Here is a 19,371-nt window from a genome sequence, read left to right on the forward strand (position 1 = left end):
ACTCATTGAAACGCCTTTCGTGGATCGAATGCATCACGCGTTGCTTCACCGATGAAAATCAGCAGCGATAGCATTACCGAGATCACCACAAAGCCGGTAATACCAAGCCAGGGTGCCTGAAGATTGTTCTTGCCCTGCGCGAGCAATTCGCCGAGCGAAGCCGAACCCGGCGGCAGGCCAAAGCCTAAGAAATCAAGTGCGGTCAGCGTGGTGATCGAACCATTGAGAATGAACGGCAGGAAGGTCAGCGTTGCCACCATCGCATTGGGCAGCAGATGCCGCCACATGATGGTGCCGTTTTTTACGCCAAGCGCACGGGCTGCATTCACATATTCAAAGTTTCTGGCACGCAGGAATTCGGCGCGGACAACGCCAACGAAGGCAACCCATGAAAACAATAGCATAATGCCGAGCAAGACCCAGAACCCGGGTGGTAATATCGCAGCTATAATGAGCAACAGATAGAGAACCGGAATCGAAGACCAGATTTCGATGACACGCTGGAAGATCAGATCGACCCAGCCGCCGAAATAGCCCTGCACAGCACCAGCGGTCACGCCGATGACGGCGGAGAAGAAGGTGAGGATCAGGCCGAACAGCACCGAAATGCGGAAGCCATAAAGCGCACGCGCAAACACATCGCGCGCCTGATCGTCTGTGCCGAGCCAGTTGAAATTGCCAACAATACAATTCGGATCATTCACACCCAGCGGATAACGCTGGCAGCGTTGTTCTTCTGTATAAAGCCAGAATGGCTTGGATGGTGCAGCTTCCGGAATGTCGTTATTGACGGTGTTGTAGGAATAGCGGACTGGCGGCCAGATCGCCCAGCCATTGTTGTTGATCTCGTCCTGTATCACCGGATCGCGATAATCTGTGACCGCATAAAAACCACCAAATTTCTCTTCCGGGTAATCAACAAAAACTGGCGTCAGCAGCTCGCCCTTGTAGGAAACAAGGATGGGCTTATCGTTGGCGATAAACTCGGAGCAAAGTGCCGCCACGAGCAGGAACAAGAAAATCCACAGCGACCAGTAACCACGCCTATTGGCTTTAAAATTCTGCCAGCGCCGACGATTGAGCGGCGAGAGAAATGGGCGCTTTACGGGCTTTGCGGCAGGGGTAAGAGTGGTGTCTGTCATCACACATCCCTCCGGTCAAAGTCGATGCGCGGGTCAATCCATGTGTACATCAGATCAGACAACAGCCCGACCAAGAGGCCGATTAGCGAGAAAATAAACAGGCTGGCAAACACGACCGGATAATCGCGATTGATAATCGATTGATAACCGAGCAGGCCCAGTCCATCGAGCGAGAAGATCGTTTCAATCAGCAGTGAGCCGGTAAAGAAGGCCGAGATAAATGCGCCTGGAAAACCGGCAATGACGATCAACATGGCGTTGCGAAACACGTGGCGGTAAAGCACCTGATGTTCCGTAAGCCCCTTCGCGCGTGCCGTTGTTACATATTGTTTGCGGATTTCTTCCAGAAATGAATTCTTGGTCAGAAGCGTTGTCGTGGCAAAGGCTGAAAGCACAAGTGCTGTCACGGGTAGAACCATGTGCCAGAGATAATCGCCAATCTTGCCCCAGAGCGACATTTTCGCAAAATCAGGCGATGTGAGGCCGCGCAGCGGGAACCAGTCGAAGAACGAGCCGCCCGCAAAAAGCACAATCAGCAGGATTGCAAACAGAAAACTCGGAATTGCATAGCCGACGATGATGATTGCGCTGGTCCATGTATCAAAGCGCGTGCCTTCCTTGATCGCCTTGCGAATGCCAAGCGGAATCGAAATCAGATAGGAAAGGAATGTAAGCCAAAGGCCGAGTGAGATTGAAACCGGCATTTTTTCTTTGATCAGGTCGATGACGCTGATGTCACGGAAGTAGCTGCGGCCAAAATCGAAACTCATGTAGCTCCAGAGCATATGACCAAAACGCTCAAGCGGCGGCTTGTCGAAGCCGAATTGCTTTTCAAGGTCGGCAATGAATTGTGGATCAAGACCTTGCGCACCGCGATATTTGGAATTGACCGAGCCGCTATCGATAGCGGTTTGTCCGGCATCAGCGCCACCGCCGGAAATACGATCAAGAGCGTCGCCACCCTGACCGGAGAGCTGCGCGATCACGCGTTCAACAGGTCCACCGGGCGCAAATTGAACGACCGCAAAAGATATGGCCATAATGCCGAGGATCGTCGGGATCATTAAAAGCAGGCGGCGTAAAATATATGCGCCCATCAGCTCTCACAGCCCCACATGTTCAGATTGCTCTCACGGCTTGCCAATAGTTTCGCCTTTATATTTTAAAAAATTACGGTTTAGTCCACCAAAGCGTCTCGACCGGAAAGCCATAATCGGGCTTCGGCTCCTTAAAGCCAAAACGATCCCAATAGGCAACCAGATGATTCGCTGCTGTCCAATTTGGAATCCACTCCAGCCGGATACGCAAGTAGCGATCTAACACCCGTATCGTTGCAATGAGCTCGTCGCGAGTGGAAACCCGTCCGACATCGTCGATCAATGCGTCGATTATCGGGTCTGAAGTGCCCGGAAGATTATAGCTGCCCGGTGTCTTGGCTGAGTCCGAGCCGAACATGCTGGCGAGCGATTCTTTTGTCGGCGTTGCACCAAACTGCATCGCTATGCCCACCAGATCGAAGTCGAAATCCTGTATTCGCGCCTGATACTGGCTTGGATCGACCAGTCGCAAACCGGCATCAATGCCAATTGCCCGCATCTTCTGCACAAACGGATTATAGATGCGCGAAAAGCTTTCTGAATTGCTGAGGATCTCCAGCGAGAATTTTTCGCCGTTCTTACCGTGGAACTGGCCGTTTTTGCGTTCAAAGCCCGCCGCATGCATCAGCTCAATCGCGCGCGAAAACTGTTTGCGATCGCGACCGGTGCCGTCCGAGACAGGCATGAGAGAGACTTCACCAAAGGCTGCATCGGGAATTTTACCGCGATAGCGTTCCAGCACTTTCATTTCATCTGGTGTCGGCAAGCCCACGGCCTGAAAATCGGAACCATTGAAATTGGATTGCGAGCGTTCATAGGTCGAATAGAATAGGTTCGCATTCGTCCATTCAAAGTCGAAACAGAGATTGATTGCTTCGCGCACCCGTGGATCTCGAAAGCGTTCGCGGCGCTGGTTGAGCGCCCATGCCTGCATCAAAGGGCGCTTTTCTCGCGGAAAAGTGCGTTTGATAATCTTCTTCTGCTCAATCGCCGGGAAGTCATAGGCCGTAGCCCAGTTTTTAGCGACGCTTTCCTGCCGGAAGTCGATATTGCCTTTCTTGAAAGCTTCAAATTCCGGCTGACGATCACGATAAAATTCGATCCTCAGATGATCGAAATTATTGGAACCGCGCTGCACAGGCAAATCTTTGGCCCAATAGTCGTCAACACGATCATATTCGATTGACTGACCAGCAACCACTTTTCCGACGCGATAAGCGCCCGATCCGAGGATCACATCCATGTTGGACGCATCGAAATCACGATCCTTAAACCAGTCTTTCGATAATATCGGTAGCGTCACCGCATCAAGAATAGCGCCGACACCGCGGTCTGCAGCAAAGTGCATCTCGACTTGGCTGCTCCCAATTTCCTTTACAGTCTCGAGCGCGGCAAGCGTTTGCCGGATAAGCGGATGGCCCTTTTCTTTCAGCGTCGTGTACGTGAATACCACGTCTTTCGCTTCAATCGGCGAACCATCGTGAAAGCGTGCTTCCTTGCGCAGTTTAAAGAGACAGGTGCGCCGATCTTTGGAGAGCGTGACGCTTTCAGCAATCAGTCCATAGACCGCATCCGGCTCATCAAGCGCTGATGCCATGAGCCCATCAAAGGTCAGCTCCATGCGTGGCGGCGCGTCACCCTTGAAAGTCAATGTATTCAGCGTGTTGAAGGTGGCAGTGTTTTGATTCCAGTACCATGTATTGGGCGCGAGCGTGAACGTGCCGCCTTTGGGTGCATCCGGGTTCACATAATCGAAATGCGTGAATTCGGGCGGGTATTTCAGTTCGCCAAAGGCTGATAATCCATGCAAGGGCTTGTCGACGGCAAGCTTTGCAAAAGCAATTTCTGGCAGGCAGGCAGCGATCGCTGCACTGCCTGAGAGCCCGAGAAAATGGCGGCGATCCATGCGAAGAGTTGTCATTCTATCGATACTCTATTGGGCGCCAGTCTTGATTTTTGCTTCCTTTACAGGATCTATCCACCACGAAAACGGGTCAATTCCCATATAATCGGGCTGCTTATCGGGCATCCCGAACTTGTTCCAATAAGCCACATTGATGTGGTCCGAATACCATTGTGGAATGACGTAGTAGTTCCACAACAATGCACGATCGAGCGCGTGACTTGCCGCCACCAGTTCGTCGCGATCTTTCGCATAGATGATGCGATCAATCAGCTTGTCGATGGCTGGATTCTTGATACCCGCATAGTTGCGGCTGCCTTTAAAGTCCGCTGCTTTCGAGCCCCACATATCGCGCTGCTCGTTGCCCGGCGAGGCAGTTTGCGGGGTGACAGACGATATCACATCATAGTCGAAGTCATTGAGGCGGGCCTGATACTGTGCAGCATCGACGGTGCGAATTCGCGCATCAATACCGATCTTTTTCAGGTTTTGGATATAGAGATTGTGGACGCGCTCAAATGTTGGGCCGTCATCTAAAAACTCAATCGTGAACTGCTTGCCATTGGCATCAACCAGCTTATTGTTCTGTAGTTTCCAGCCTGCTTCACCAAAGAGTTGCAGCGCTTTTCGCAAATTATCGCGTGTTGCCTGTGGCGTGTCATAAACGGGCGCTTTGAACTCGTCTGTGAGGGCTGCTGCGGGCAGCGCATCTTTTACCGTTTCAAGAATGGCTTTTTCTTCAGCCGTTGGCGGACCATCGAGCTGCAATTCATTGCCGGAGAAATAGCTGTTGATGCGGGTATATTGGTTGAAGAATAGCAACCGGTTCATGGTTTCAAAATCGAAAGCGTATGTTAGCGCTTCACGCACTTTCGGATCCTTGAACTTGTCTTTGCGGGTGTTGAGGAAATAGCCCTGCATCCGCCCGACAGCATTATATGGGAACGACTTTTTCACCACATCGCCGCGTTGAACTGCCGGAAAATTATATTGCTCGGCCCAGCGCTGCGCCCGGTTCTCATTGCGATAATCGTATTGGCCGCCTTTTTTGAAGGCTTCCCAGGTTGCGTCCTCGCTTAAGTAATACTCGTAACGCACTTCATCAAAATTGTTGCGGCCAACACTATCGGGCAAATCCTTGCCCCAATAATCGGCAACGCGCTCCCATACGACCGAACTTCCCGGGACGGCGCTTTTGATTTTATAAGCAGCAGACCCCAGCGGAATTTCGAGTGTCGGGCGGCTGATGTCGCGTTGTTTTCCCTGCGCATCTTTGCCTTCCCACCAGTGCTTCGGAAGAACGGCAAGCTGTCCTAAGATTTGCGGAAGTTCGCGATTGCCCTTTTCTGAGAAGGTGAACTTCACTTCATGGTCGCCGGTCTTTTCGGCTTTTTCGACGTCGCCATAATATTTATTATACATGGGAGACTGCTTTTTCAGCACGTCGAACGACCAGATGACGTCATCGACAGTGATTGGCTGCCCATCATGCCATTTCGCATTGGGATTGAGCTTAAACTTCACCCACGAATAATCATCAGGAAATTGTAGGGCTTCGGCGATCAGCGGATATTGTGTTGAGCCTTGATCAAGAGAGTCGCTCATCAATGTGTCGTAAAGCATCCCGCCGCCGAATGGGGCGAGGCCAGCGGCTGGCACACCTTGAACAACATAAGGGTTGAAGCTGTTGAATGTGCCAACCGCGACCTGATTGAGCGCGCCACCTTTCGGCGCATCAGGATTCACATGGTCATAATGCTTGAAACCAGCCGGATATTTGGGTTCGCCAACGAGGCTGGAAGAGGTGTGCCATTTTGGCTCGCTGTCTGCCGCGTAACCAAAAGATACCGTGCTCGCTAACATTGTGACTGCGAAAGCGCCCGCCCAAAAACCCTTCATCCAGCATCTCCGTTTCTGCTTCGGATATTGTGGAAGTGATTTTTATGGGTTTTTGCGGAGGAAGAAAGGCACAAGTTGAAAAAACACGCATGCACCGAAAACTCTTTGCTCTTCCAATTGTCTTTTCTCATAGATCGGTGCGGATGCTTATAAAAAGACAACGCCTCACTGCTTTAAACAGCGAGGCGTGTTGCATAGGGTTGAATATCGGCCTTAGAGCGGCGGAATGCGCAGCACCTGACCCGGATAAATTTTGTCCGGATGCGTCAGCATCGGTTTGTTGGCTTCAAAGATGATGTCATTCTTTGCGCCATTGCCTTTGCCATATTGCGCTTCGGCAATTTTCCAAAGATTGTCGCCCTTCTTGACTGTGTAGAAGACAGGCTCAGCACCGGTCGTTCCGGCGCCACCGACTTTCAGTTCCGAGGCTTCCACTTTGGAAACACCAAGCGAGTTGCCGACAGCGATGATGGCTTTTTCAAAAGCCGATTGATCCTTCACGTTGCCGGTCAGGACTGCCTTGTCACCCTGCACACTCACCTGCACGCCATCGGTGCCAAGATTATGTGAGTCGAGCTCTTTCTTGAGGTCATCGGCTTTGGGTTCATTTTCTCCGAAACCAAGCTTGGTTCCAACTGACTTCACGAAATCGAAAATTCCCATGGGCAAATCTCCCTGCTGTTGCAAACCTATAGATGCATAAAATCTAATATCAGAACCAGAGATATCTCGCGCTTATCGCGGCCAATCAATAGGTTACAGACTACATCTCACTATAAAATGGTCAAGACAAGAAAACATTCAAAAATACGCTCTCCGTTCTTCTAGCCACCTATTTCTTGGATTTGACGTGATAGTTCAGAAGGTTCAAGAAAAAGCCTGTCAGGCAGGACTTCATTTCATAAAATGATGGCCTGATCTAGGAATGAGCATATGAGTTCGGTCCATATTCAAGGAGCACATCATGAGTGACGGCGCCAGTAAGCTCGCTGCATTGATGCTGATGGGCACGGTGCAGCGGGCATTTCTTTACTGCAAATCCAACCCTTATCGACCGCATAGGCCATAGAAGCCGCGCTCTCGTCTGTCCTGATTTGAAGGACTGTGTTGACCGCTTTTCTGCCTTAAGTGCGGCGGGAGGCGATAATGAATACCAACACGAAAAACAAGAACGTTAAGACGGCTCCAAATAGTAATCATCAGTCGAGCCAACGGCTTTCCATGCGGGCTGCGCGTGAAGCCCAAAACAGCATTGAAACCACACTTGCCAATGTGCGGGGGCAATTGAATGGCCTCACTTTTGCAGAAGCCCGCATTCGCTTACAGCGAGACGGTCGCAATGAGGTTGCTCATGAGAGGCGGCCTCATGCACTGCTGCAATTGCTGCTTGCTTTCAAGAATCCTTTCGTTGTAGTTCTGACGACGCTGGCCGTTGTCAGCAGCTTCACGGATATTATCTGGCCGCTTAAAAACGGTGACGACGCAGATTATACCGGCGTCAGCATCATAATGACGCTCGTGCTTTTGTCCGGCATTTTACGGTTTTGGCAGGAATATCGCTCCTGCAAGGCCGCTGAAGCCTTGCAGGCTATGGTTCGTACCACAGCCACTGTGCAACGACGCCCGGAAGTTCAATCTGAGCCTCAATTCATGGAATTGCCAATTCAGGAACTGGTGGCTGGTGATGTTATCCGGCTATCTGCTGGTGATATGATCCCGGCCGATATAAGGCTTATTGTTTCGCGCGATCTTTTTGTCAGTCAAGCTGCACTCACTGGCGAATCTATTCCGGTGGAGAAATACGACACGCTCGGCTTTGTGATGGAAAAATCAGCGAGTGGTGTCATTGACGCGGACGCGGGTCCGCTTGATTTACCCAATGTCTGCTTCATGGGCACCAATGTTGTCAGCGGTACTGCCACCGCACTTGTGGTCGCCACAGGAGCGCGTACCTATTTTGGTTCGCTGGCAAAAGTGCTGGTTGGATCGCGTGCCGAAACCTCGTTTGATCGTGGGGTGAACAGCGTAAGCTGGCTTTTGATCCGCTTCATGCTGGTAATGGTTCCACTCGTTATGCTGATCAATGGTATTACCAAAGGCGATTGGGGCGAGGCCTTTTTGTTTGCATTGGCAGTTGCCGTCGGCCTCACACCCGAAATGTTGCCGATGATCGTTTCATCCAATCTTGCAAAAGGTGCGGTTGCACTGGCGCAGCAAAAGGTGGTGGTTAAGCGCATCAATGCCATCCAGAACTTTGGAGCGATGGATGTGCTGTGCACTGACAAGACGGGCACGCTTACACAGGATCACATCATTCTTGAGCATCATCTGGATGCTAAGGGAAAAAGCAACGAACGTGTGTTCAAGCTTGCCTGGCTTAATAGTTATCATCAAAGCGGCATGAAAAATCTCATGGATCAGGCCGTGTTGAATTTTGCTGAAAAGGCGGGCTTTGGCAAAGACAAGTTCTACCAAAAGGTCGATGAGTTGCCCTTCGACTTTGTGCGTCGTCGTCTATCGGTCGTCCTTGAGGGGCCAAATAATGAAAATCTGATGGTGGTAAAAGGTGCGGTAGAAGAGATGCTTGCAATCGCAACGCATTTGCGTGACGGTCGCACCATTTTGCCACTTGATCAAACCCAGCGTGATCGGCTGAAAGCATTGGCCCGATCCTATAATGAAGATGGGTTGCGGGTGCTTCTGCTGGGAACACGCGAACTCACTGGCGATGCCATCAAGCCGGAATACAGCACCGAAGATGAAGCCGATATCGTTATTGAAGGATTTCTAACCTTCCTTGATCCGCCAAAGGATAGCGCACGCGCTGCCCTTGCAGCGCTTCGGGACTATGGAGTTACTGTAAAGCTTCTGACAGGTGACAATGAAATTGTCAGCGTCAAAGTCTGTCGTGAAGTGGGGCTGGAGCCGGGCATTCCGCTTTTGGGGCGCGAGATTGAAAAATTCGACGACGCTACCCTGCAGAAACTGGTCGAAGAACGCACTGTTTTTGCCAAGCTCACGCCGTTACAGAAATCGCGTGTTCTCAAGATGCTGCAGGCCAATGGTCATACAGTTGGATTTCTTGGTGACGGAATTAATGATGCCCCAGCCCTTCGCGATGCCGATGTCGGCATTTCAGTGGATAGTGGCGCGGATATTGCCAAGGAATCTGCCGATATCATACTGCTTGAAAAAAGCCTGATGGTGCTTGAGAAAGGTGTTATCAAAGGTCGCGAGACTTTCGGAAATATCATTAAATATCTCAATATGACGGCAAGTTCGAACTTCGGAAATGTCTTCTCAGTTCTGGTTGCCAGCATTTTCTTACCCTTCATGCCGATGCTGGCGATACAGCTTCTGATACAGAATCTGATGTACGATATTTCGCAGCTTTCCCTGCCTTGGGACCGAATGGACATGGAGTTCGTCCAAAAACCACGTAAGTGGGATGCGCCCAATATCGGTCGGTTTATGATCTTTGTTGGACCGACGTCATCGATCTTCGATATGACGACTTTCGCACTTATGTGGTATGTGTTCGCAGCCAATTCGGTCGAAATGCAATCGTTGTTCCAGTCGGGCTGGTTCATTGAAGGGCTATTGTCGCAGACGCTGGTGGTCCACATGCTGCGCACGCAGAAAATTCCTTTCATTCAGAGCACAGCAGCTGTGCCGGTGATGCTCATGACAGCACTCATTATGGCCATCGGCATTTATCTGCCATTCTCGTCGATTGGCGCCTCTGTTGGCCTGGTGCCTTTGCCTCTGAGCTATTTCCCATGGCTTGTTGTGACATTGGTTGCATATTGCGTGCTCGCGCAAATCACCAAGGCTTTGTATATCCGGCGCTTCGGGCAGTGGTTTTAAAGGCTTCTCTTAAAAGCATGATGAAAGCGGGCGGCTTGATCTTGCCGCCCGCTATTTTTTACCGGGCCAGATTGGTCTTTGCCAGTTCGACGATTTCATCGCCACGACCGCTGATGATGGCTTTGAGCATATAAAGGCTGAAGCCCTTCGCCTGCTCGGCCTTGATCTTGGGCGGCATCACCAGTTCCTGCTTGGCTGTCACCACATCGACCAGAACCGGACCGTCATGCGCAAAAGCCTGCTTTAATGCCTCCGGCAGATCAGCGGATTCCTCTACGCGAAAACCTTTGATACCGATGGCTTCCGCCATGGCTGCAAAATTCGGGTTTTCGAGGTCGGTCCCGGAGGTCAGATAGCCACCCGCTTTCATTTCCATCGCGACGAAGCCAAGTGAGCCATTGTTATAAACAATGATCTTGGCGGGCAGATTGAGCTGTTTCAATGACAGGAAGTCGCCCATCATCATGGTGAAACCACCATCGCCCGACAGCGAAACGACCTGCCGTTCCGGTGCCGCAGCCTTTGCGCCCAATGCCTGAAGCATGGCATTGGCCATTGAGCCATGATTGAACGAACCAAGCAGGCGACGCTTGCCATTCATGGTGAGGTAGCGCGCAGCCCAAACAGTTGGCGTGCCGACATCGGCGCTGAAGATTGCATCTTCATCGGCAATCTCATTGACGAGTCGGGTGAGATATTGCGGATGGATTGGCTGGCCGGGTTTTGATGGCGCTGCCAGATCATCCAATGCCTCGCGCGCCTTCGTGTAATGTGTTTTTGCAGCATCAAGGAATTTCGTGCTGCGACCCGATTTGAGCTTCGGCAGAAGGGCTGCGATTGTTTCCGATACATCGCCCGTCACACCCAATGTAAGCGGCGCACGGCGTCCGAGCTGTGAAGGATCATTGTCTATCTGAACGATCTTTGCCTTGTCGGGATAGAAGTTGCGATAAGGGAAACTGGTGCCAAGCATCAGCAGCGTGTCGCAGTTGAGCATGGCGTGATAGCCGGATGAAAAGCCGATCAGGCCGGTCATGCCAACATCAAAGGGATTGTCCCATTCGACATGTTCTTTGCCGCGCAGCGCATGAACCACAGGTGCTTCCAGCTGTTCGGCCAATGAAACGACTGCATCATGCGCACCCGCGCAGCCACTGCCTGCCAGAATGGTGATCTTCTCAGAACCGTTGAGAATATCTGCGAGCTTTGTGACATCCTGATCTGACGGAACCATGCGGGGAAGCGAGATCGGCGTCCAGGTCTGCTTTGCTCCTTCAGGTGCCTGCTTGAGTGCAACGTCACCCGGAATGACGATCACGGCCACACCGCGCTTGCCGATGGCCGCGCGCATGGCGCGGTTCAGCACTTCCGGCATTTGTGCAGGGTTGGAAACCAGCTCAACAAAATGGCTGCACTCGCGGAACAGTTCCTGCGGATGGGTTTCCTGAAAATAGTCGAGACCGATTTCCGATGAAGGAATATGGGCTGCAATCGCCAGCACAGGTTCGCGGTTGCGGTGACAGTCAAAAAGTCCATTGATGAGGTGCAGATTGCCGGGCCCACAGCTGCCAGCACAAACGGCCAGTTCGCCGGTGACAGCCGCTTCTGCCCCCGCAGCGAAGGCCGCGGTTTCCTCATGCCGCACATGCATCCAGTCGATCTTGCCAAGTCGTCTGAGGCTGTCATTGAGCCCGTTAAGGCTATCGCCCGTAACCCCCCAGATGCGCTTAACACCTGCTTCGGCCAAGGTTTGAGCCAGAAGATCCGCAACAGTCATGCCCATGATTTTACCCTTTTCACAATCCTTAAGGATTACCTAGGGTACTGGCCTGATGAGGAAACCGTCAAACGACATCAAATGATGCCGGGTGAACTGAAAAAGTTATTTTGTGCAACTCTCGATGAAACGCGCAAGATAGGCATCAAATTCCGCCGGCGTTTCGCGAAATGGCGCATGTCCAGCATTGTCGATAACGTGGGTTTTACCTTCCCAAAGATTCCCGAATTTCACCTTGGAGACAAAGTCGAGTTCGACGAAAGGTTCATCGCGTCCATTGACAACTGCAATGGGAAGCTTCGCTTGAGCAACGATGTCGCGCTGGTTGCCGCCAGTGCCAGCGGCAAATTTTTCAAACATGATGCGGCGAGCGCGGCCGTCAGTGCGGGCAACAATATCGAGAAGCGATGCCTCGAATGGTTCGCCACAGGTGCTGCGTGCGTAAGAATCCACGTCGCGCTCGGAAAAGACTTCCTGTCCGGCAAGCGCCATGTCTGGCCCGCTCTTGAACCCCTGCCCCACTTCCTCACGCGCTACGGGTGGGGTTCCGGTAATCATAAGGCCACGCATTTCAGGATAACGGGCAATCATCTCGATGCCGATATGACCACCGAGCGACCAGCCGAAAACGACAGCATCGGCAATGCCGAGCTGTTGCATGACTTCCGTCATCGCATCCGCATAGCCTTCCATCGAATAGCTGCGATCGGGATCAATCGCATCGGAAGATTTGCCATGGCCCGGAAGATCAGGTGCTATCACGCGCCATTTTTTGCCGATCTCGCCTTCGAGCTGTGGTGCGAAAATTGCACCCGAACTTGAATTGCCATGGATCATCAGGAGGGGCGCGCCTTGGCCCTCGCTTTCACGCACAGCAATGCGGCCATGGCTGGTTTCAAGCTCGTGATAATTGATTGTCATGTTGTCTGTTCCCAAAATGCGAATGGACTATTTGTCTTTACGCGCATCTGTTTCCAAAAACCGGTTCCCACTTTTCGGGATGCGCTTAATCGTAAGAAACTTTGCCCCGGCCTTTTTTAATGTCTGAGCGGCCTGACTTGGCCTTGAGGCGGCGTTCGACAGAACCTTTTGTCGGCTTGGTCTTTCTGCGTGGCGGCGGCGGAGGAACGGCGGCTTCTTGAATCAAAGCAATCATCCGCTCGCGCGCATCTTCGCGATTGCGCTCTTGTGTACGAAAACGATTGGCCTCGATCAGTATATCACCGTCCTTGGTGCCTTTCTGACCGGCAAGCTTGAAAAGACGGGAAAGCACATCTTCGGGAAGGCCAGAGCGTGCCGCATGAAAGCGCAGCTGCACGGCGGTCGAAACCTTGTTGACGTTTTGACCACCGGGACCAGACGAGCGGATAAAGCTCTCCTCAAGATGATCCTCGTGGATCGTCAGGCGGTTTGTGATGCGGATGATGGTGCGGCTTTCTTCCATAAGGGCAAGTGATACACCGCTTTCTAACGCATGTCTCCCAAAAGTGGGAACCAGTTTTGGGATAAAGACTTGCGCAAAAACAAATGGATAGAGCGAGCGCGGTGGATAGGATCAAGCGCGAGACGCTCTATCCATTGTAAAAAAGAAAAACCCGGCCTTTCAGCCGGGCTTCCCCTCCTCCTCAGGATTTCATTTTCGCTTACTCGGCCGCAATCTGCGTTGCTGGCGCGGCATCGCGCACATCATGATCGACATGGCTTTCGAACTTCTCGAAATTGTTCACGAACATATCGACAAGTTTTTGCGCCTGTGCGTCGTAAGCTGCCTTGTCAGCCCAGGTCGAACGCGGATCGAGAATGGACGTATCCACACCTGGCACCGCAACCGGCACGGCGAAGCCAAAATTCGGATCCGTACGGAACTCGGCATTATTGAGCGAACCGTCGAGCGCTGCCGCAAGAAGCGCACGGGTAGCCTTGATCGGCATACGCTTTCCGGTGCCATAGGCGCCGCCGGTCCAGCCGGTGTTGACCAGCCAGCAATCGACCTTGTGTTCAGCGATCAGTTTGCGCAGCAGATTGCCGTATTCCGATGGATGGCGCGGCATGAATGGCGCACCAAAGCAGGTCGAGAACGTTGCCTCAGGCTCGGTCACGCCCTTTTCGGTCCCTGCAACCTTTGCGGTGTAGCCGGACAGGAAGTGATACATGGCCTGCGCAGGCGTGAGCTTGGCAATCGGAGGCATAACGCCAAAAGCATCGGCGGTCAGCATGATAATGTTCTTTGGCTGGTTGCCCTTGCCCGATGCAGACGCATTCGGAATGAAATCGAGCGGATAAGCGCAGCGGGTGTTTTCGGTCAGCGAACCATCGTCGAAATCCGGCTGGCGGTTGGCATTCAGCACGACGTTTTCCAGCACAGTGCCGAAACGCTGCGTGGTTGCGTAGATTTCCGGCTCGGCTTCAGCAGAAAGGCGGATAGTTTTGGCATAGCAGCCGCCTTCAAAGTTGAAAACGCCATGCTCGCCCCAGCCATGCTCATCATCGCCGATCAGCGTGCGGCTCGGATCAGCGGAAAGCGTCGTCTTGCCGGTGCCGGACAGACCGAAGAAGACAGCCGTATCGCCGTTCGGGCCTTCATTGGCCGAACAATGCATCGGCATGACGCCCTTGGCAGGCAACAGATAGTTGAGGACGGTGAAGACCGATTTTTTCATTTCCCCAGCATAGGACGTGCCGCCAATCAACACGATCTTGCGGGTGAGATCGACCGCGATCACCGTTTCGGTGCGCACGCCATAGCGTGCAGGATCGGCTTTGAAGGAAGGCAGATCGATAATCGTCATTTCCGGCAGGTAAGACGCTAGCGCCGATTCTTCCGGACGGATCAGCAGGTTGCGGATGAACAGCGAATGCCATGCATATTCAGTCACAACACGCGCATTGATCTTGTTGTCTTCGTCAGCGCCGCCGATCAGGTCCTGTACGAAAAGCTCTTTGCCCTTCGCATGATCAATGAAATCGGCATAAAGAAGTTCGAAAGCTTCCGGCGTCATCGGCTTGTTGTTGTCCCACCAGACCTGATCTTCGGTGTTTGCATCGCGCACAACGAACTTGTCTTTTGGCGAACGACCCGTGTGCTGACCGGTACGAGCAACAAGGGCTCCTTTTGCCGAAAGCTCTGCTTCGCCACGGCGAATGGTCTCTTCATAGAGCCGGGCCGGTCCAAAATTATAAAAGACTGCGGACAGTTCCTTCAATCCTGAAGTGGAAATGGAAGCGGCAGTATTATGGATGCCGATCTCTTTCATGGTCTCTCCGCCATATGGTTTAAAATTTGGTTGGCCCCGCTCTTTTTAAACGGGATGGCTGTCAGAAACAGATTAATCAAATTAAATCAAATATTTAATCGATTTAAAAATCTTGAAATTTTTTTAAATCGTTTAATCTATACGTTATGATGGCTATCCACAGTCCGGAACTGTTCTCAAGAGTGTTAACCACGCCACCAGCAATCGCGAAAAAACCCTTCTGTGGTCTTGCCGGGAAGTTGAGCCGTTGCCACATTTTGTACCTAATTTGTACTGCACAAGCGGCAGGACTGTAATAAGATCAACGCGCTTACTGGCGTTTGGTGATTTGCACCGCTGCTGTAATGGGGCGGTTAACAAAGGAGAAGGTTCGCATGAAGGAAGCTTCGGCAACGCAGACAATTGCGCTGGTCGACGATGACCGCAATATTCTGACCTCCGTTTCCATTGCTCTGGAGTCGGAAGGCTATCGCGTCGAGACCTATACCGATGGGGCTTCTGCTCTGGACGGGTTGATGTCCCGCCCGCCGAACCTCGCAATCTTCGATATCAAGATGCCGCGTATGGATGGCATGGAATTGCTGCGCCGTCTGCGCCAGAAGTCTGACCTCCCCGTCATCTTCCTGACATCTAAGGACGATGAGATCGATGAATTGTTCGGCCTGAAGATGGGCGCGGATGATTTTATTACCAAGCCGTTCTCGCAGCGCCTTCTGGTCGAGCGTGTCAAGGCTGTTCTGCGCCGCGTTGCTGCGCGTGATGGCACAGCAAAGCCCACTGGACAGCAGGCAAAGTCGCTTGAGCGTGGCCAGCTTGTCATGGATCAGGAGCGTCATACCTGCACCTGGAAGGGCGAACCTGTCACGCTGACTGTCACCGAATTTCTCATCCTGCACTCGCTTGCCCAACGTCCCGGTGTTGTGAAAAGCCGTGACGCGCTGATGGATGCCGCTTATGATGAGCAGGTCTATGTGGATGATCGTACCATCGACAGCCACATCAAGCGTCTTCGCAAGAAGTTCAAGTCGGTCGATGACGACTTTGAGATGATCGAAACGCTTTATGGCGTGGGTTATCGCTTCCGCGAAGCATGATATAGAGATTAAATCGCCAGACAATTTCAGTCTGGCGATTGTTTCAGAAGGCAAGATTGCAGCGACATGGTCGCCGAAACCCGTAAAGATAGCGCAATGACAATGAGAGAACGCAGGGCACGGCGGCAACGCTCGCTGCTTCTGCGGCGTCTGTTTGCACCTTTCAGCCGGTTTCTCGGTCAGTTTCTGTTTTCAAGCCTGACGCGCCGCATTCTGTTTCTGAACATTGCAGCCCTTGGCGTTCTGGTTTCCGGTATTCTTTATATGAATCAGTTCCGTGAGGGGCTGATTGATGCCAAAATTGAAAGTTTGCTGACGCAGGGCAAAATTATCGCGGCAGCAATTTCTGCATCCGCAACGGTTGATACCAATTCGTTGATGATCGATCCTGAAAAGCTGCTGGAGCTTCAGGCAGGCCAAAGCATCACCCCCTCGCCTGATTCTCCGGACAATTGGGAATTTCCGATCAATCCGGAAAAAGTCTCACCTCTGCTGCGTCAGTTGATTTCGCCGACCAGCACACGCGCCCGCATTTACGATCATTACGCCAATCTTCTGCTGGATTCCCGTTCGCTTTATGCCCCGGCATTTGCTTCGGGCGGTCCTGTATTCCGTTATGATCTGCCGGCTATTGAAGAAGACGCACCGAGCCCATGGGAACGCTTTACCATGTGGTTCTCACGTCTGTTTTATGGTGGTGGCCTGCCTCTCTATCAGGAACAGCCAGGCGGCAATGGTCTTGCCTATCAGGAAATCGTTCGCGCATTGAGCGGCTCGCCGCAGACTGCGCAGCGCCGCAACCAGCAGGGTGAACTGGTTGTTTCGGTGGCCGTTCCTATTCAGCAATCACGTGCGATTTTGGGTGTGCTTCTGCTTTCAACCGAAGGCGATGACATCGACAAAATCGTGCAGGGCGAACGCATGGCGGTTTTCCGTGTATTCGGCGTTGTTGCGGCGGTGATGGTGATCTTGTCGCTGTTTCTGGCGTCGACCATTGCAAGCCCGTTGCGCAAACTTGCAGCCGCTGCCGACCGCGTGCGCCTTGGCGTAAAAAGCCGCGAGGAAATTCCGGATTTCTCCGCGCGTCAGGATGAAGTGGGCCATTTGTCAACTTCCATTCGCGCGATGACCGATGCGCTCTATACGCGAATCGAGGCCATTGAGAGCTTCGCAGCCGATGTAAGTCACGAGCTGAAAAACCCTCTCACCTCGTTGCGCAGCGCTGTTGAAACGCTGCCGCTTGCGAAAAATGATAATTCCCGCAATCGCCTGCTTGATGTCATTCAGCATGATGTGCGGCGTCTTGATCGTTTGATTACCGATATTTCGGATGCGTCACGCCTTGATGCGGAGCTTGCGCGCGAACATTCCGACCGCGTGGATATGAAGACGCTGCTCAACAATCTGGTTCTTGCAGCGCGCGAAGTCCGTCGTAACAAGGTTGGCACCGAGATTGTTTTCAATACAGGCAAATTGCCGTCTGGCAAGAAGGGCTTCTTCGTTGCAGGACATGATCTTCGCCTCGGACAGGTGATCAGCAATCTAATCGAAAATGCGCGGTCTTTTGTGCCGGAAGATACGGGCCGTATCGTGGTTACGTTAAGCGGCGAAGGCAATCGTGTGCGCGTTCTTGTCGAAGATAATGGCCCCGGCATTCCGATCGAGAATATCGAACGCATTTTCGAGCGGTTCTACACGGATCGCCCGGCTTCAGAGGCTTTTGGTCAGAATTCCGGCCTTGGTCTCTCGATCAGCCGCCAGATTATTGAAGCGCATGGCGGCACATTGAGTGCAGAAAATATCGTCAATGATGATGAGCCGGATCAGATGAAGGGTGCACGCTTTATCGTTGATCTGCCAGCTATAGCGTGACCTGACATGACGCCGGAAGAACAGAAAAGTGGTCTTCACGCAACGACGGTGCAAATACGCGGTCGTGGCGTGATGCTGATGGGAAAATCAGGCACAGGAAAAACAGAGACAGCGCTGACGTTGATTGAGCGCGCAGTGACGCGCGGGGAAGAGGCTTTACTTGTTTCTGATGACCGCACGTTGTTGCATGTGGATGGCAGTAAGCTGATAGCCAGCGTTCCCGATTCTCTCGCCGGCGGTGTCGAAATTCGAGGAGCGGGTCTTTTCACTGTTGCTTATGTGAAACAGACGCCACTCGATCTTGTTGTCATTCTGGTTAGCCGCGAAGAGGCTGAACGTTATCCAAGCGGCGAGAATTGGCAGTTTGAAGGCATCGAAATTCCGCGTCTGTTGTTGCCTGAACTCTCGTCAAACGGCGATTCTAACGCAGTTTCGCGTGCTATCGAGGCAAGCCTGTTTTATAAAACCTGGCCTTAAGTGCTTCGCTGAAAGAAATGCTCAACACTGCGGCATTTTGCTTTTTTCAAGGCAAAAGTGAAATTTTTCACTTGCTATCAAGATTTGCAATGCCAAGATGCACAACTCGTCGGCTGGGTTCCGGCGATTTTTGTGTCATCTGCGCCTTTGAAGGGGTTGAGCGGCGGGCACGCGACAGGAGCTTTTAAAGTATGATCGGACTCGTGCTTGTTACGCACGGAAGGCTGGCCGAAGAGTTTCTCCATGCTGTGGTGCATGTGGTTGGCCCGCAAGACAATTTCGAGACCGTTTGTATCGGTGCCGAAGATGACATGGAACAGCGCCGCCGCGATATCGTGGATGCGGTGGAGCGCGCCGATAGTGGCAGCGGTGTTATCGTTCTGACCGATATGTTTGGTGGAACTCCGTCCAATCTCGCAATTTCGGTGATGGAAGAGGGCAAGATCGAGGTCATAGCAGGCGTGAATCTGCCGATGCTGATCAAGCTTTCCAGCGTTCGTATCGGTGGAGACATCAAGACAGCTCTGCGCGAGGCGCAGGACGCAGGACGCAAGTACATCAATGTTGCAAGCCAGGTCCTGACAGGAAAGTAATTCATGCATCCCACCGTGGTTGTTACTGGCGAATATGATGCTGATAGCGCGCTCTCCCGCTCGTTCGAGATCGTCAATAAGCGTGGTCTTCATGCGCGCGCTTCCGCGAAATTTGTACAGCTTGTGGATAGCTTTGATGCCCATGTCCGCGTGAGCAAGGATGGCATGACGGTGGGTGGCACCTCTATCATGGGCTTGATGATGCTGGCAGCCTCGCCGGGCTGCTGCATTGAAGTGCACGCATCGGGTGAACAGGCTGATGCGGTGCTCGATGGGCTTCAGGCGCTTATCGCTGATAAATTTGGCGAAGAAGCCTGATATTCAAAAAATATCGCTAAGTTAATATGCACACATAAAGAACTCTTTATGTGATGTTGTGCTGATGCGGTTGATCTG

15 protein-coding genes are annotated in these 19,371 nt (G+C 52.3%); 6 read left to right on the forward strand and 9 right to left on the reverse strand.

What is annotated here, in order from left to right; all coding sequences use genetic code 11:
* Positions 1-2: 2 nt before the first annotated feature.
* The 5 genes from U2P60_RS09490 to lysM form a co-directional block, all read right to left on the reverse strand.
* The gene (locus U2P60_RS09490) at positions 3-1,142 is read right to left on the reverse strand and encodes an ABC transporter permease (protein ID WP_313827548.1); all 1,140 of its coding nucleotides are present in this window, start codon (positions 1,140-1,142) and stop codon (positions 3-5) included.
* A complete protein-coding gene (locus U2P60_RS09495; protein ID WP_413572357.1) occupies positions 1,142-2,239 on the reverse strand; it encodes a microcin C ABC transporter permease YejB in 1,098 nt (365 codons plus the stop codon). The genes U2P60_RS09490 and U2P60_RS09495 overlap by 1 nt, the downstream gene beginning before the upstream one ends.
* Before the next feature lie 73 nt (positions 2,240-2,312).
* Entirely contained in the window at positions 2,313-4,160 is a 1,848-nt protein-coding gene (locus U2P60_RS09500) for an extracellular solute-binding protein (RefSeq protein WP_413572358.1), read from the reverse strand.
* Positions 4,161-4,172: 12 nt separating this feature from the next.
* The gene (locus tag U2P60_RS09505) at positions 4,173-6,041 is read right to left on the reverse strand and encodes an extracellular solute-binding protein (RefSeq protein WP_413572359.1); all 1,869 of its coding nucleotides are present in this window, start codon (positions 6,039-6,041) and stop codon (positions 4,173-4,175) included.
* 213 nt (positions 6,042-6,254) lie between these two features.
* On the reverse strand, positions 6,255-6,704 hold the full coding sequence (gene lysM / locus U2P60_RS09510) for a peptidoglycan-binding protein LysM (RefSeq protein WP_413572360.1): 450 nt from the start codon (positions 6,702-6,704) through the stop codon (positions 6,255-6,257).
* A gap of 483 nt (positions 6,705-7,187) precedes the next feature.
* On the opposite strand from lysM, the gene mgtA reads away from it, so the two are divergent.
* The gene (gene mgtA / locus U2P60_RS09515; RefSeq protein WP_413572362.1) at positions 7,188-9,908 is read left to right on the forward strand and encodes a magnesium-translocating P-type ATPase; all 2,721 of its coding nucleotides are present in this window, start codon (positions 7,188-7,190) and stop codon (positions 9,906-9,908) included.
* Between the two features lie 58 nt (positions 9,909-9,966).
* Here the strand turns inward: mgtA and poxB are convergent, their stop codons facing one another.
* The 4 genes from poxB to U2P60_RS09535 form a co-directional block, all read right to left on the reverse strand.
* Entirely contained in the window at positions 9,967-11,691 is a 1,725-nt protein-coding gene (gene poxB / locus U2P60_RS09520; RefSeq protein ID WP_413572363.1) for a ubiquinone-dependent pyruvate dehydrogenase, read from the reverse strand.
* Between the two features lie 99 nt (positions 11,692-11,790).
* Positions 11,791-12,606, reverse strand: coding sequence for an alpha/beta fold hydrolase (locus U2P60_RS09525; protein ID WP_413572364.1), 816 nt, complete (start codon positions 12,604-12,606; stop codon positions 11,791-11,793).
* 85 nt (positions 12,607-12,691) lie between these two features.
* Positions 12,692-13,129: an alternative ribosome rescue aminoacyl-tRNA hydrolase ArfB gene (gene arfB / locus U2P60_RS09530; RefSeq protein ID WP_413572365.1), complete on the reverse strand. Its 438-nt coding sequence runs from the start codon at positions 13,127-13,129 to the stop codon at positions 12,692-12,694.
* A 199-nt stretch (positions 13,130-13,328) separates the two neighbouring features.
* Positions 13,329-14,939 carry a phosphoenolpyruvate carboxykinase gene (locus U2P60_RS09535; RefSeq protein ID WP_413572366.1) on the reverse strand — a complete coding sequence of 537 codons (1,611 nt, stop codon included), beginning with the start codon at positions 14,937-14,939 and terminating at the stop codon, positions 13,329-13,331.
* Between the two features lie 374 nt (positions 14,940-15,313).
* Here U2P60_RS09535 and U2P60_RS09540 point away from each other — a divergent pair, with 374 nt between their 5' ends.
* The 5 genes from U2P60_RS09540 (at position 15,314) to U2P60_RS09560 (ending at position 19,293) form a co-directional block, all read left to right on the forward strand.
* Complete coding sequence (locus tag U2P60_RS09540; protein WP_413572367.1) at positions 15,314-16,033, forward strand: response regulator transcription factor; 720 nt, start codon at positions 15,314-15,316, stop codon at positions 16,031-16,033.
* 66 nt (positions 16,034-16,099) lie between these two features.
* Positions 16,100-17,905 carry a stimulus-sensing domain-containing protein gene (locus U2P60_RS09545; protein ID WP_313827565.1) on the forward strand — a complete coding sequence of 602 codons (1,806 nt, stop codon included), beginning with the start codon at positions 16,100-16,102 and terminating at the stop codon, positions 17,903-17,905.
* Positions 17,906-17,911: 6 nt separating this feature from the next.
* Positions 17,912-18,382: an HPr kinase/phosphorylase gene (locus U2P60_RS09550; RefSeq protein WP_413572368.1), complete on the forward strand. Its 471-nt coding sequence runs from the start codon at positions 17,912-17,914 to the stop codon at positions 18,380-18,382.
* Between the two features lie 191 nt (positions 18,383-18,573).
* On the forward strand, positions 18,574-18,975 hold the full coding sequence (locus U2P60_RS09555; RefSeq protein ID WP_413572369.1) for a PTS sugar transporter subunit IIA: 402 nt from the start codon (positions 18,574-18,576) through the stop codon (positions 18,973-18,975).
* A gap of 3 nt (positions 18,976-18,978) precedes the next feature.
* Positions 18,979-19,293, forward strand: a complete 315-nt coding sequence (locus tag U2P60_RS09560; RefSeq protein WP_313827569.1) for an HPr family phosphocarrier protein — start codon at positions 18,979-18,981, stop codon at positions 19,291-19,293.
* Positions 19,294-19,371: the final 78 nt, after the last annotated feature.

The organism is Brucella sp. H1_1004 (assembly GCF_047308065.1).
Taxonomy (GTDB): Bacteria; Pseudomonadota; Alphaproteobacteria; order Rhizobiales; family Rhizobiaceae; genus Brucella; species Brucella pseudogrignonensis_B.